The sequence below is a fragment of the Shimia litoralis genome (assembly GCF_005518135.1).
In the GTDB taxonomy this organism is placed as follows: domain Bacteria; phylum Pseudomonadota; class Alphaproteobacteria; order Rhodobacterales; family Rhodobacteraceae; genus Shimia_E; species Shimia_E litoralis.
Genome location: NZ_SULI01000015.1, coordinates 20,714 through 35,626 on the forward strand (window position 1 = coordinate 20,714; position 14,913 = coordinate 35,626).

Genomic DNA, 14,913 nt, shown 5'->3' on the forward strand with positions numbered 1-14,913 from the left:
GTCGTTGGTCCAGACACTTTTTCGCCGCACTGTTGAATTCAATCAGGCACGTGCAGGCGTCTTTTGCGGTATCGCGGAATAGGCTTGGACTGGCGCGGCATAGCCCTTGAGCGAGATCGGAGGAGGCAAGTCGAATTTGACTGTGTCCAGACCGGCGTTTGCGTCGAATGTGGCCTGATCGACAAGAACCTCTCCGGGCGCGGCTTTGCCACACAAACGCGCCGAGAGATTCACCACCGAGCCCAACACGGTAAAGTCCATGCGGTCGCTTGCCCCCATGGCACCCATCACGACTTCTCCGGATGCTATACCCAACCCTACATCCAGCCCGTATTTTGGGTTCTGGGCCAATAGGGTCGCCATCGAATGCTTGATCTCAACGGCACAGGCCACAGCGCGTTGTTCCATTGTGTCGCCCTCGAACACGGCGACGAGCGCATCGCCGATGAACTTGTCGATATCCCCGCCGTGCTCTTCGACAATGCGCGACTGGACTTCTAAATACATATTCAGCATGTCGATCACGACTTCGGGTGCGACGCTCTCGGAAAATTCGGTGTATCCACGAATGTCTGAAAACAAGACAGACACGCTGTGACGACTGCCGCCGCGCGACATGCCAGCTTGTTTGGCTTCTTGGATCGCACTCATGGTGCCGTGTGATACGAATTTCATCAATTCCAGACGTTCGCCCAATTGCGCCGCCATGACGTTGATGCGCGCAGAAAGATCGCCGATTTCGTCTTTGGAGCGCACGTTGTCGACCCGCGCGGTAAAATCACCGTCGCCCACACGCTCTGCGACCCGTCCAATGCTGAGAATCGGATTGGTGAGGCGGCGCGCAAAAAAGAGCGCTGCCAAGCTGGCCAGCGAGAACCCGATTAGGCCGACGATCGTGATCCGGCGGGTCATCTCGTATACGACCGCATAGGCGTTGCGTTCTGACAGTTCGGTGATGATCGCCCAAGGGAACCAGTCACTAAAGGCATAGGCGCCCAGCATTGCGGTGCCATCGGGCCGCACGTAGGGCACAAGCGCGTCTGCGCGCATGCCCGCTACGATCAGCGGCATGGCAGAGCTTACAATATCCCTTTGAAGCAAGAGCTCAGATTCTTGCTTTAGGACGGTGCGCCCAGCCTGATCGATCACCGTGATCTCTCCGCGGTGCCGAAACGGGTGATTTTGTACAATGGTGCCCAAGGCATTCATATTGACCTTGGCCACCAAAGTGACCTCGCGCCCTGCAATGCGGGTTTGTAGAGGCAGGGCAACCGTGGCAATCCAGTCGTTTGTGCCCGCCATACGAGACACCAGCGGCCGACCATGTTGGCCAGTTGCCTTGATCGACGCAATCAAGTCGCCACTGGTGGCGAGCTCTGAAACAGGGTCGAAATTCAGGGCTTGAAGCGTTTCGGAATAGGTCTGGTCCGTCACCAGCATCGGCAAATCCGACCCGTGAACTGCTAGTTGCAAGGCGATCACATCCGGCAGCTCTTTGAGGCCGAGCGTCAGCAAGGACACTTTTTGGGCGACGCCCAATTCGTCGTTGTCGATACCATTGCGGATCACCTGCAAGGGAGTCAGCCACAACCCGCGATACGCGTTATCAAATTCGCTGCGCAATTGTGTGGCCACAGCGGTCAGGTCTTCATTCGCAGCACTCTTGAGTTCGTCGCGTGTGATCCGCACAAGGTTTTCACCGACCATCGCCAAGGGGGCGATTGCAATGCTGGCCGCAAACACAAAAAACTTGAGAGGTAGAGGGAAACGCATCAGCCGGATTCATCTCGTTCGCGGGCTTTGACCGTGATTGTGTCCATCGACACCCCGCACGCCAACCCTGTTGAGTCTGTCGCCGTCACCGTAACAGAGAAATCGCCTTGGGCACTGTATTTATGACGTGCCACGGCGCCGGGGGCGTTTGACCCATCGCCGAAATCCCAATTAATAAAGACGCCGTGCCCATCTGGGTCACGTGCCTCGCTCGCGTCAAACCTAACAAAATCGTGCGCCCCTGAAATCAGCGTCGAGCGATCTGTGCCTGCGGACACGACGGGAGGTGCATTCACTAGAATACTGGCCTCGTCAAATGCGGTATTGCAGGTGGCACCACTGTCGTCCGTGACCGTCAAGCGGGCGGTGATCTGGCCGGGTTGGTCAAACGCACGTTCAATACGCTTGCCGCGCATTTCAACACCATCCGAGAACTCCCAGAGCCACTCGGTAATGGTGCCGTCCAAGTCGGTTGAACTGCTTGCATCCAAGGCGACTGTGTCACCGGGGCATACAATTCTGTCCGCACCCGCAAGTGCGGTGGGGGGGGCATTCACCTGAGCAACGATCACTTCGGTACTCACCGAGTTTGCCAACCCTTTGCCGTCATCCAATGTCAGGGTCACAGGATATTGGCCCGAGGCAGAAAATGCGTGTGACACCGTGTTACCTTGTGCGGCGGTTCCATCGGAGAAATCCCACGTGGCCTGCATATCTGGCCCAACGTTCGCAACCCACTCGCGCGGCGACTGGACACAAAGTGGGCCGGGGTTAGTTAACCCTGCCAAGGGTCTTGGGTTTACCGTGATCGCGGTTTCCGCAACAGTCGTCGAGTTGGCCACCCCTGCGTCATCCGTGACACTGAGCGTAATGACATAGTCGCCGGGGGTCTCATATCTGTGCGCGCCCAATACACCCTGCGATGTGTGCCCGTCGCCAAAATCCCACAGGAACTGGGTGATGGCACCGTCTGTATCGGTGGAACCGCTCGCATCAAGTACCAATGCCTCGCCCGAAGCAATGGAGGCAGGGGCATCCAGCGCTGCAATGGGGGCGCTGTTGACAACGATGCGATGCACCGTGTCCAACGTGCTGCACCCTGCGTTTCCACCTTCAAGGCTGGTTTGCAGCGTCACATCATACACACCCGGTGTGTCAAAGCTTCGGATCACCTCTGCGGTGCTTCCTGTTACTCCATCACTAAAATTCCAGCTATGGCTGATGGGTGTCGCATCGCCGGCATCTTTGAGAAGAGCGGTAAACAAGATGGGCTTGCCTGTGGCCGCACGAAGCGGCGCAGCAATCATTTGAGCAGGCGATGCCACAACAGTATAGATCGCGGTATCTGTGTCCAGAGGGCTGCAGGTGCCATGCGCTTCACCCGTAATCGTGAGGGTCACCGTATGAACACCGGGGCGTTTGAAAATGTGTACCGGTTGTTCGCCGCTTGCTTCGCGGCCATCGCCAAAGCTCCATGCAAAGGCATTTACTGCGCCATCGGCATCCGTTGATCCAGAGCCATCCATGCGGATTTGTTGGTTTGTACAGACGGTGCGATCTTGGCCAGCATCGGCAATCGGGCCTTCACGCACAATGGCGGCGATACGATCCACATCGGTTCCGTGCACCCCACCGGTCTCGTCTTGGACTTCGAGGGTCACAGCATATGTGCCCGGCTGTTCATAGGTCTTGGTTGGGTTGACGATATCTGCGTTTGTGCCATCTCCGAAATTCCACCGATACCGGAGCAAATCTGCATCTGCGTCACGACTGGCAGAGGCATCAAACAAGATGGGTTCACCTGAACAGACATCACGATTCCTGCCCGCTTGGGCAACAGGACGGGCATTGATGGAGACGGATGTTGCATCAATTGCAGTTGCGTTTTCTACGCCAGACCCGTCATCAATCTGAAGCGTCACGGGATAGTGTCCCGCATTGGTATAAAAATGCGTGATCTTTTGCCCAAATCGCACAGGAGAGCCATCTCCGAGATCCCAACGATACAACAGCGTGTCCCCGTCGGCGTCTGACGAGGCCGATGCGTCCAGCTCGACCTTGAGGGTATCGGTCAAAATTTCGGGGCCAGCGTTTGCGATAGGGGGATGATTTACCCGAATGGTGCGGCTGTTGACCGCGGTCGCGTTTGCGACGCCGCTGTCGTCTGTGACAATCAATTGCGCGCCCCAGACACCAGGGCTGACATATGCGCGCTCGACTTTTGCGGCGTTAAGAGGCAGCGCAAGATCATCGAATTCCCAACGGTAGCTCAGCGCGCCCCCATCTGGGTCAAAAGAATCCGACCCGTCAAAGGAGACCATAGTGCCCGGTGCGACAACGATATCGGTCCCCGCGACCGAAACAGGGGCGGCATTCACCGTAATCAGAATTTCCGTTTCGTCTTGTCCGGCTTCGGTCGGGAAATCATCGGTCACGCTCAGGCGCACACGGTGCAGCCCTGCGGTGTCAAAGTGATGCTCTACCCGTTCGCCGTGTTTGGTAGTGCCGTCTGGAAAGATCCACGCATAGTCTTTGATGGCACCATCTGGATCAAGTGATGCGCCAGCATCCACCACGAACATTTGGCCGGGTGCCACCGTTTGTGGCGCACCGGCATCTGCGATGGGCCGCGCGTTTACCGTCACCTGCGCGACATCGCGGTCTCGATTGCGGGGCGCGCCGCTGTCATCTTGTACGGTCAGGGCGATGTCATAGGTGCCCGGTCGTGCATAGGCGTGGCGCACTTTGGCACCCGTTCCGGTGGTCCCGTCGCCAAAATCCCACTCGTATTGGATAATGCGGCCATCTTGATCTGTAGAAGCCCCCGCATCGAACCAGAGATCGCTGGCCGTCACGAACTGATCTTCGCCAGCATGGGCGGTGGGTGCGGCATTCACGATCACCTGTTGGCGGACAGATTGCGAGCCGGACGACGTATCGCTGTTGTCGACGACGGTCAGCGTGACGTCATACCGTCCCGGCGTGTTCCATGCATACGTCGCAACCGGTCCTTCGCCGATGTTGCCATCTCCGAAATCCCAGAAATGATAGAGAATTGTCCCGTCGGGGTCTGTGGATAGTGACCCATCAAGTTGGAAAGCTTCGCCCGTAGCCAAAGCACGAGGAGCGGCCACAAAATTGGGTTGAGGAGGTGCGTTTACATCCACAATCATCGCGTCATTTGATGACTGATTGCGCACGCCACTGTCGTCTGTCACCGTCAGACGTACGACATGGCGCCCGGGGCTTTCAAAGCGATGCGACACATCGCGCCCTGCAAGCACAGCGCCGTCTCCCATGTCCCAAGTATAGTCAAGGATCTGGCCGTCGACGTCATAGGAATCTTGGGCGCTGAAATTGAAAGTTTGCCCCACAGGACCGCTTTGATCGGTGCCAGCCTCGGCAAACGGAGCGTGGTTCACAAACACTTGGCGCGTGTCCATTGCATAGAAACAGGGGTGTCCGCTGGCATCTTCGACGCGCAGGGTCGCCGTGTACTCGCCTGCTTTGGGATAGACATGCGATACCCTTGCGCCGTCAGCTTTGGCACCATCCCCAAACGTCCAAATATATTTGGTGATGGGCGTGTCAGACGCCAAAGACCCACGTGCGTCAAAATCCACGGTTTCGCCGGGGGCCACGCCGATAGCGCTTCCGGCTTGGGCCATCGGGGCGGCGCGCACATGTACGTCGACAGTTGTCCGATCACCGCGCGCTGGGCGCTCGCCGGACTCGATGACTCCAAGCTGTGCCACATAGCGCCCTGCGGTGGTATAGCGATGTACCCCTGCGGGCGCATCTGACGTTGTCCCATCCCCAAAGTCCCACTCATAGGTCAAAACGGGGCTTCCTAGTGAACTGCTGCCATCAAAGGCGACCGAGGCACAGTCTGAGAGAGGGGCGATACTTGCTATGGCAGTGGGACGGGCAGGAACTGGCGCGATGCGCGGCGGCATTGTCAACGCGATTGCCGCACCGTCTTTGTCAAACACCATAAGCGACACATCGTTCGGGCGCTCAAATCCTCCGCTTAAGGACAAAGCAAGATTGTTGCCCTGCGGTGTAAGAGTATCGGACGCCCAGAAATCTTGACCGGAAATCCTGAGGGGGATGTCTTTGTACATTTCTCCCAAAGACAAAGACCCATTGGCCCCGTCAAAATTTTGCACGGTAACCGGGCCGCCTTCATGGGAAAACCAAACCTGAGTGGCAGGACCTTCCCCTGGCCAGCGAATAGTGGGCTGATATGAGAAAATTTCGAAATCTTCGGGGGGGTGATTTCGGTCACGCGCGGTGCTCAACCCAATGGAATATCCATTTCCGTCGTTCCCTTTAAGGCCTTCGACATCCATCCGGAAATAGGAACGACCATCAATGATTTCGCCCTGTTTGCTGCGTACCGATCCTAACGTGACCCAGCGGCCATCGGTTTTCGGTGCACTGTCATAGGTTTTCTCCCGCAATTGCTTGCCAGAGGCCGTGATATCAGGCGCGCGGACCGGGCGGGCGCCGTTCTCGACCATGTCCGGATATGGAATGCCGCTCAGGGCACCTGTTCCGCCAAAAATGCGAAACCGCGTTTCTGAATCGGCTGGGCTTCCATAGATGAAGTCTTGATCGCCAGAGGTTTCCGGATCGAAAACCCGAATATATAGACGATCCTGAAAATCTGCTGGGACACTGAAGAAAATCTGTTCTCGGTGGTCTACGTCGCCTTCGCGGCTTTGGGCCGCGGCCCCATAGACGACAAGCAATCCAAGGTCGGGAGACGCGACACGGCTTTGGGCGAACACAGGCTGTGGGGCCATGCAAGCCAACGCCAGCACAGAGCCCCAAGTCCGAGGTCCACCAAATCGAGTTTTCTTGTCGCCCATGGTCACGACTCCCTTCTCTGTCCTATTCGATCGCTTCGTTACCCGCGTAATCCTCGATAACCACTTCAACCAATTCCAGTTCGCCCGGCTCTGCGGGCAACGTTGCCCGGCACATGCCGCTTGTTGTGTCACACCTTAGAAACCCGTCGCGTTCACGGTCGCCGATCATCACCAAAAACGGCGCAGCTTGGCGCAAGCCGCTGGCGTCGCTCGCTTGAACCACGATCTCGATGGGGCCGTCTTGGCCGTCTGAACGCCGTATCTCAGCCGAGATAATTTCTGGCGGATCAATGTCATATAACGTTTGAAGGCTTAGGACCGACACGTTTCCAGCTGCATCGGTGGCCTGTAGGTCGAAGAAATTTTTTCCATGCTCTAGCTCCACAGAGATAGAAAATGCGCCTTCGACAAGGGGGACCGGGGCGCCATCAAGCACCAAGGTTCTGGCGTCTTTTGCGACACCCGAAATCAGCAGAGACTCGTCTGTGGTCGCCAAAGGGAGCGGTGCGATCAGCTTGAGATCAGGTGGTGCGCTGTCACGCAGGCTGGTCAGAGATACCGTGCCCTCAGCAGTCCCATCGGGAGCCAACACGTCCAAGTGGTAGATTGTGGGCGTTTCTGTTGCAGCTGCGGATATCAAGATTTTCCCGTTTGCGAGAACTTTGGCGCGGGCAACCGTTTGGCCAGCGTTCGATTTCAGTACGACGTCAGCCCCTTCGTTTGCCGAGGATGACGCTGAGATCAGCAAGGTATCGGTGCGGCTGACATAGGCATCTTTGTCCTGTGCCATGCCCGTATCCAGTGAGATTGTCACCCTCTCGTCCGGACGGTAAACCACCAGAATTGTTTTTTCGCTCTGGTTTCCTGCTGGGTCCACCGCCTTGAGAACAAGAGTATTCTCACCTTTTTGCAGCATGGCCATATGCACAAAACTACCGTCTTTGTTCAGCGATATCGGGGTGACTCCGAGGGTTAGCGCAGCGTCCTTCTCACTGGCTCCGAACAGTTCGATTTCTGGAGAATTCACAAGCGCCCCAGACGCAGGTGCCAGCAAACTGAGAAATGGCGGTGCGTCATCCACTTGAAGTGAAAAGACACGGGTTTGGCTCCATTCGCCCGGCAAGCCAAGCGCGTCTAAGGCCGCGACGCGCCAATGGTATCGACCGCGCTCAAGGTTCTGAACATCGAAAACAGTATCGCGTATGCCCCATTCGGTGGCTTTCATATGGTGAAACCCGGGGTCCTGCGCGACTTCGAACCAATACCCTGCCGCACCTTCAAAAGGTTCCCATTCCAAGAGGACCGTTGTGCCGTACACCATGCCACCAAGCGCGGGCGCCTTAAGTGTCGGCCGCGCGAGCACATCTGATCGCACGGCGTCATTGCCATCAATCACGATCCCCTCGTTGGCGCCAACTTTGATCGTCTCGGAACCCTGTGTGATATCCAGTGTGGCGTCGTCATAATTTACGAACCGCGTGCCCGAGGCATCTTGTTTTACCCAAAAGTCACTTGATTCCGTACGTGTTTCGATCCCCTTGATGTCAATTTCGAACGCGGATGTCTCAGAAAGCTGGCTGAGCAAGGCATAAAAGTCGCCGTTGGTCAGGCTGACCTTGGTGACTTCGCCACCGGTCAAAGGGTCGCTGCGCATGCGTTGAATGGTGGCGTTTGAATTGGGGTTCAATCGCAGGCGGCTCAGGTCGCGAAATGTGACTTGGGTTGTACTGTCCGACAGCGTGCGCACGCGCTCGAATTCCACAAGGGAGTCGTTCAGTGCGCGATTGCTCCATGTGACTTCCGAGGGTTCGCGTCCTTCCACGTCGCCATGCACGTCGGTGACCAGCGCTTCTGCTGCTTGGTTGCGTTGCTGTAAGGATATGTCGATGGCAGCCAGCGCAAACTTATTGGCAAGCCCGGAAAACGAAACCACCTCGGCCCAATCGCCGTCTTCGCGGCGGCTCACGGCGGCATCCCGATTTGAGATCGCATCGCCAATTTCAGACGGCGCAAACAAGCGGGCGCCAACAGATGTCGCCTTTTGGATGGAACTCAGTGACGTGTGCAGCGCCTGATCTGCGGCCGCAACCTGTTGCACAGGCATCTTTAGAACGACGCCGGGGTGCAGGTCAGCCACCGAGTCAATGCCGTTGATGCGCAAGATCACTGGCCAGAGATCGGGATCATTCAGATGCTCTTGGACAAGATTTCTCAGGACGTCATTTTCAGCAAACGTCACGGTCTGATATGGTGCGTCAATACCGCTTGTGTCGGTTCTCGCAGGGGTGACGGATGTCCAGAGTGCAAGTGTTGAGACGGCTATCACAGAGATAGCCAGCCGAGTGCCACGCAACATTGTGCCCGAACAGACGGTCATCAAAAACCTCACAAATGTGCGTCAATTATTTTAATAATATTCCAAGAGTGTCCTCTAGAATAAGGTTTTAGGCAAGTTTTCCCTAAAACTGATATTCTGGACACAACAATACGAAGGAATTCTAGGCACTGTTTCTAGGATATGTGCGGAATTTGATTTGTGATGTCAAAATCCGCACGTGAAGCGCCTATGGCCGTTGCAAAATCTCAGCTTGGGCAGTGCTAGTTTGCGTCCAGTTGCGCTTGAAGAGCGCGCAGGTTTGGATCAGACGGGTTCAATTCCAATGCTGACCTCAGCGTTTCACGCACTTTCTCGGGGCCTTCCAGCGCGGCGTCAATGCGCACCATCATGACCCATGCTTGCACCAGTTGTGGATCAAGTTCGACGGCCTCTGCAAAAGCTGACCGGGCAGAGGCATAGTTGCGGGTTGTGAGGCCGATACCTGCCAACACAAGCTGTGTTTCCGGAAAGTCTGCCTTGACCAGCAACGATGACTGCCATTCGGCCATTGCCGATTTGAGAGCTTTGTCCATCGCGCTCGGCAGGCGAGCGATCGGAGCGGAAAGCAGCTCGCGCGCGGCAGCAATCCGAACGGCGCGTCGCGCGTCGTCAAGCATCGGAACCAAATTTTGCACCATGGTCGTGGATGATGCGGATCTTTGTACGGCCACCGCATGGGCGCGAATGAGTGCATCTTCGTGGGTCAATAGGCCTTGCAGATCTGTGGCCAGCTCTGGTGTCGCATAGGGCAATATCATCTCGAGCGCAGACGCGCGTACAATTGCGGGCAGGCCTTCGTACAAGGCAATATCAGCTAATGCGCGTCCCTGATCTGGGGTGCCTTGCTGGACTGCATGGAAGGTCTCGGAAAAGTGGGTTCCACGATATTTGGAATTCGGAAACTGCTTATCAAGCTGACGCGCGGCCCATTGGGGGCTTTGGTCTGTATGGCAATCATTGCAGGCGTTGGGGGCATCGGTCTTTACGGTGAGATCAGGTCGTGGCACCCGAAAAGAATGATCCCGTCGGCCATCGACGCCCATATAGGTGCGCTCGATCATGTGGCAGTTTTTGCACTGGGCCCCTTCACTGTCTTGGGCGTGAAAATGGTGCTCTGGCGTATCATAATCCACGGCTTTTAACGTTTTGAAATCGGGGTTCGCAGCAGGAGAATGGCACTGTGTGCATACAGCGTTGCCCTCTGCCACACGATTGGCAGCGTGCACGTCATGACAATTTGAACACGTCACACCACGGTCGTACATCTTGGACTGAAGAAACGAGCCATATACGTATACTTCGTCAAGGATTTGCCCGTCTGGCTCGTACAGGGGGGCGCGCAGTGTGGACAAGCGATATGCATCATGGAACGGCGTGCCTGCAACGGGTGATCCACCCAAGAGAGGTTCGCGCCGCGCATGACAGCTTGCGCATTGCTGAATTTCGGTTTCCGCATCGCCCGCAGCATAGTCGACCATCAGACCCTTGTCCGACAATCCGTGGACCCGTTCGCGAATGGGGACATCATTGGCCCAGTCTACATGCGATGAGCCCGGGCCATGGCAAGCCTCGCAGCCCACGCCAATTTCGGATTGCGTGCTTGAATACTGGCGCGTGGCGGCATCATAGTTGCGTTGATAATCCGTCGCGTGGCACTCGGCACACCGCGCATTCCAAGTTTTATAGGGCCCCGTCCAATGATAGCCATCCCCAGCGGGCAGGTTTTGGTCGGGGTACATGTGAAACCATTCCTGCTGGGGAACATCCCACGGAATGTCAAAGCTTTGCAGCCGCCCAGGTTCTGTTTCCACGGCATATTGCTGAAGCGGAGCAACCCCGAGCACAGCCTTGACGGGAAATTTGGTCATTTCTCCGTCCGGGCCTTCGGTTTCAATAATGAAGCTGTCACCATCTTTTGAAAACTTGGACGTCACACCTTGGTGGGTGAATTCGGTATTCTCGAAGTCGCCCAATATTGTATCGGCGCTGGGCTCTGTCCATGCCAAATCATGATGTGATCCACGCCATGCCTCGGCTTGGTCTTTGTGGCAGGCAATACAGGTCTCGCTTCCGACGAAATCGGGCTGAGCGTGCACCAGCGATACAGAAAACAACTGCAAGTAAAGGCCCAGAGGCAAAGCAAATAATCGGAAAATCATGACACGCATTGCACTTAGACCCGCTGACAGAAAGTAAAGACGACACACTGGTCCAGAACAGACAAGACCAGCGAACACTATACATAACGCCAATTTTGAAGAAGGCACGCCCAAACTTCATGTAGGTTGAAACAACCGTTACACGTCAGGATTGGCACAACGCGAGCAGAGCTTTGCGATCTTTGACGCGAATGCGACCATACCCGATTTCCACATACCCGCTGTCGGAAAATCGCCGTAAAATCCGTTGTAGGGTCGGCAGAGAGGCGGCAATCATCGAAGAAATTTCCTCCTGAGAGGCTTTGATCCACCCTTCGTGATCATGTGCTGTTTCTGCCAAATGCAGCAACCGCAGAGCGAGGCGCTGGTCTGCGCGCTGAACGGCGAGATTAGCCATAATGCGCAATGCAGTTTTCATGTTGTTATGAGTGAGTGCGTAAAAGTCTTTGTAAAATTCAGGCGTCTTGCGCACCAATTCGAGAATCTCTGAGTTTTTGAGCATCAAAGTGCGCACATCGCCCACGGCTTGAAGCGAAATCAGACGTGTTTGGTCTGACAGCATGGCGAGGTCTCCGATCCAAAAACCAATTCCGCCGCGATGTGCGGTGAATTCTTGGCCGTCGTCTGCTGGGGCGGCAACGCGGACAGATCCCGTCACAATGGCATACAGGCCTTCGGCGCGATCCCCATAGTGATACAGCATCTCGCCATCAGAAAAGGTTCTGAGAACGGCCATTTTCAGGGCCGCTTTTTGAAACTTCTCCCCGCGTTCCGAGAGCCATCCAGTTTTCAAAACTTGCGCTACGTCACCGGGTAGAATTTTGTAGGTCATTCACGTGAATTCCTTCATTTGATGGAATTGGTGTATTTTTTTTCGTCTAGTTTCAAGGGGCAATGTCAATATAGCTGATTTTGTCCATACTGTGCGTTGCACGAGTTCTCGTGTGTTCGACCTGAAGGGTGTTCAGGTCGGCACTCTTTTTTCGTTATGGGCTGTTTTTGGGCCTTTGTTCTGGAGATATTGATGTTTCAAACCAACCTCTCACACAACCGATGGCGACAGCCGCTGCGAAAGCTGGCGTTTGCCTCTGCGACGGTGATGCTTGCGGCGCCCGCATGGGCGCAAGATGAAAAACCAAATATTTTGGTGATCTGGGGCGATGATATCGGCCAGTCAAACATTTCTGCCTACACAATGGGCGTGATGGGCTATCAAACGCCGAATATTGACCGCGTCGCCAAAGAAGGCATGATCTTCACTGACTATTATGGCGAGCAGTCCTGTACTGCAGGCCGGTCTTCTTACATCATGGGCCAATCAGTGTTCCGTACGGGGCTGTCCAAAGTGGGTATGCCTGGTGCCAAAGAAGGTATGCAGATTGAAGATCCAACCATCGCTGGCCTCTTGAAAGCACAAGGGTATGCCACGGGCCAATTTGGTAAAAACCACCTTGGTGATCGCGATGAAATGCTGCCCACCAACCATGGTTTTGACGAGTTTTTCGGCAATCTGTATCACTTGAATGCAGAAGAAGAGCCTGAGAACGAAGATTATCCACAAAATGCGGAGTTCCGCGAGCGGTTTGGTCCGCGTGGTGTGATCAAGTCATCAGCTGACGGTGCCATCGAAGACACCGGCCCGTTGACCAAAAAACGTATGGAAACTGTGGACGAGGAAACATCCGCAGCTGCCATCGACTTTATCAAGCGTAAAACTGCAGAAGGTGAGCCTTGGTTCGTTTGGTGGTCGGGTACTCGGATGCACTTCCGTACGCACGTCAAAGACGAGATGCGTGTGAAGGCTGATGAGTTGGCCGGTCGTCATCTTGACGAGTATCAGGCTGGCATGGTCGAGCATGACATGCATGTTGGTGAGTTTCTCGCAGTTCTCGATGAACTGGGAATCGCCGATAACACTATCGTGCACTATTCCACCGACAACGGCCCGCACATGAACAGCTGGCCTGATGCGGCGATGACACCGTTCCGTGGTGAAAAGAACACCAACTGGGAAGGTGGCTGGCGCGTGCCATCTATGGTGCGTTGGCCTGGTAAGATTGAAGCTGGATCTGTCAGCAACGAAATCATGCACCACATGGATTGGTTGCCGACATATGTGGCTGTTGCCGGAAACCCGGATATCAAAGAGCAGCTGAAAGCTGGTGGTGTTCAGGCGATTGGTCGTGAATACAAGGTCCATCTGGATGGCTATAACTTCTTGCCATACCTGACTGGTGAAGCCGAAGAAGGCCCACGTCACGAGATTTTCTATTTCTCGGATGATGGTGACCTGACGGCGCTGCGCTATGATGACTGGAAAGCAATCTTCCTAGAGCATCGTTATCCGCAGACTTTGCAAGCTTGGGCCGAGCCTTGGACCGAGTTGCGTATTCCGCTGTTGTTCAACTTGCGTCGCGATCCATATGAACGCGCCACCATTACATCCAACACCTATTGGGATTGGTATTTGGATCGGGTTTATCTGTTGCTTCCTGCTGCAGAGTACACCGCCCAGTTCCTGGCTACCTTTGAAGAGTTCCCGCCACGTCAAAAACCGGGCAGCTTTACGATCGGCGACGCCAAGGACAAGATCTTTAGCCAAATGGGTTCGAAGTAACCTTTAGCAAACATACCGCCCAGCATGAACTTTGCTGGGCGGTGTCAATTTTAAGTGCTAGATTTCGAGTACACACCTAATTTTTGAGGGCTTCAGTATGATGTTGCGTCACCTTTTTCGGCATGTCCCGGCTGCTGGGATGCTTTTGTTTTTTGCAACCGGAGCCAGTGCTGACCCTTTGCCATCATGGAATGACACTGCGGCCAAAGCACGGGTTATCTCTTTTGTTGAGGCTGTCACTGATCCAGCTTCCGAAATGTATGTGACCCCCGCAGCGCGTATCGCGACATTTGACAACGATGGCACACTTTGGGCGGAACAACCGCTATATTTTCAATTGTTTTATGCGGTCGATACCGTCGCGCGTATGGCCAAAGATGATCCGTCTATCCTGACAACCGACGCTCGTAAGGCCGCCGCAAAAGGCGACGTGCAAGCCGTAATGGCTGGCGGGAACGCGGCGCTGTTGGATGTTCTGGCATTGTCGCATGCGGGCCAAAGCGTCGAAGACTTTCAAGCTGGTGTAGCCATGTGGCTAGAGACTGCACGTCATCCAACCACAGGGTTGCGGTACGACCAGATGGTCTATCAACCCATGCTTGAGCTGTTGCGGTATTTGCGCGACGAAGATTTTGATACGTACATTGTTTCGGGTGGGGGCATCCATTTCATGCGCGTGTTTGCTGAGGAAGCCTACGGCATTCCGCCTGAGCATGTTATCGGATCATCAATCGTCACAAGCTATGATGTGACGGGGGCCACGCCCGTCATTCAAAAAGAAGCGGAACTGTTTTTCAACGATGACAAAGAGGGAAAACCTCTCGCGATTGACCGCCATATCGGACGCCGTCCAATTATGGCCGGTGGCAACTCTGACGGTGATTTCCAGATGCTCGAGTGGACAACTGCCGGTGAAGGTGCGCGCCTTGGCCTCTATGTGCACCACACCGATGCAAACCGCGAATGGGCCTATGATCGTGATGGGCACATCGGTGTTCTGAAACGCGGGCTGGATGAAGCTGAGGACCGAGGCTGGTTGGTGATCGACATGGCCAAGGATTGGGCCAAGATTTTCCCAGTGGCCCCACAATAACTTTAGGCAGGACTTCAAAA

7 protein-coding genes are annotated in these 14,913 nt (G+C 55.2%); 2 read left to right on the top strand and 5 right to left on the bottom strand.

The features are described from left to right. Positions 1 to 42: 42 nt before the first annotated feature. The 5 genes from FAP39_RS12210 to FAP39_RS12230 form a co-directional block, all read right to left on the bottom strand. Entirely contained in the window at positions 43 to 1,773 is a 1,731-nt protein-coding gene (locus FAP39_RS12210) for an adenylate/guanylate cyclase domain-containing protein (protein WP_138016686.1), read from the bottom strand. Next, entirely contained in the window at positions 1,773 to 6,647 is a 4,875-nt protein-coding gene (locus tag FAP39_RS12215) for a PKD domain-containing protein (protein ID WP_138016687.1), read from the bottom strand. Before FAP39_RS12215 ends, FAP39_RS12210 begins: the two co-directional genes overlap by 1 nt. A gap of 22 nt (positions 6,648 to 6,669) precedes the next feature. Next, positions 6,670 to 9,024, bottom strand: coding sequence for a FecR domain-containing protein (locus FAP39_RS12220; RefSeq protein ID WP_138016688.1), 2,355 nt, complete (start codon positions 9,022 to 9,024; stop codon positions 6,670 to 6,672). A 221-nt stretch (positions 9,025 to 9,245) separates the two neighbouring features. Continuing rightward, on the bottom strand, positions 9,246 to 11,144 hold the full coding sequence (locus tag FAP39_RS12225; protein ID WP_246059122.1) for a multiheme c-type cytochrome: 1,899 nt from the start codon (positions 11,142 to 11,144) through the stop codon (positions 9,246 to 9,248). Between the two features lie 184 nt (positions 11,145 to 11,328). Next, positions 11,329 to 12,015 carry a Crp/Fnr family transcriptional regulator gene (locus FAP39_RS12230; protein ID WP_138016690.1) on the bottom strand — a complete coding sequence of 229 codons (687 nt, stop codon included), beginning with the start codon at positions 12,013 to 12,015 and terminating at the stop codon, positions 11,329 to 11,331. Positions 12,016 to 12,282: 267 nt separating this feature from the next. Here FAP39_RS12230 and FAP39_RS12235 point away from each other — a divergent pair, with 267 nt between their 5' ends. After that, positions 12,283 to 13,800 carry an arylsulfatase gene (locus tag FAP39_RS12235; protein ID WP_212743422.1) on the top strand — a complete coding sequence of 506 codons (1,518 nt, stop codon included), beginning with the start codon at positions 12,283 to 12,285 and terminating at the stop codon, positions 13,798 to 13,800. 100 nt (positions 13,801 to 13,900) lie between these two features. After that, positions 13,901 to 14,893 carry an HAD family hydrolase gene (locus FAP39_RS12240; protein WP_425471425.1) on the top strand — a complete coding sequence of 331 codons (993 nt, stop codon included), beginning with the start codon at positions 13,901 to 13,903 and terminating at the stop codon, positions 14,891 to 14,893. Positions 14,894 to 14,913 lie beyond the last annotated feature (20 nt).

Coding starts and splice junctions, on each gene's coding strand:
- FAP39_RS12210 (WP_138016686.1), bottom strand. CDS start 1,773: ATGCGTTTCCCTCTACCTCTCAAGTTTTTTGTGTTTGCGGCCAGCATT.
- FAP39_RS12215 (WP_138016687.1), bottom strand. CDS start 6,647: ATGGGCGACAAGAAAACTCGATTTGGTGGACCTCGGACTTGGGGCTCT.
- FAP39_RS12220 (WP_138016688.1), bottom strand. CDS start 9,024: ATGACCGTCTGTTCGGGCACAATGTTGCGTGGCACTCGGCTGGCTATC.
- FAP39_RS12230 (WP_138016690.1), bottom strand. CDS start 12,015: ATGACCTACAAAATTCTACCCGGTGACGTAGCGCAAGTTTTGAAAACT.
- FAP39_RS12235 (WP_212743422.1), top strand. CDS start 12,283: ATGCTTGCGGCGCCCGCATGGGCGCAAGATGAAAAACCAAATATTTTG.
- FAP39_RS12240 (WP_425471425.1), top strand. CDS start 13,901: ATGTTGCGTCACCTTTTTCGGCATGTCCCGGCTGCTGGGATGCTTTTG.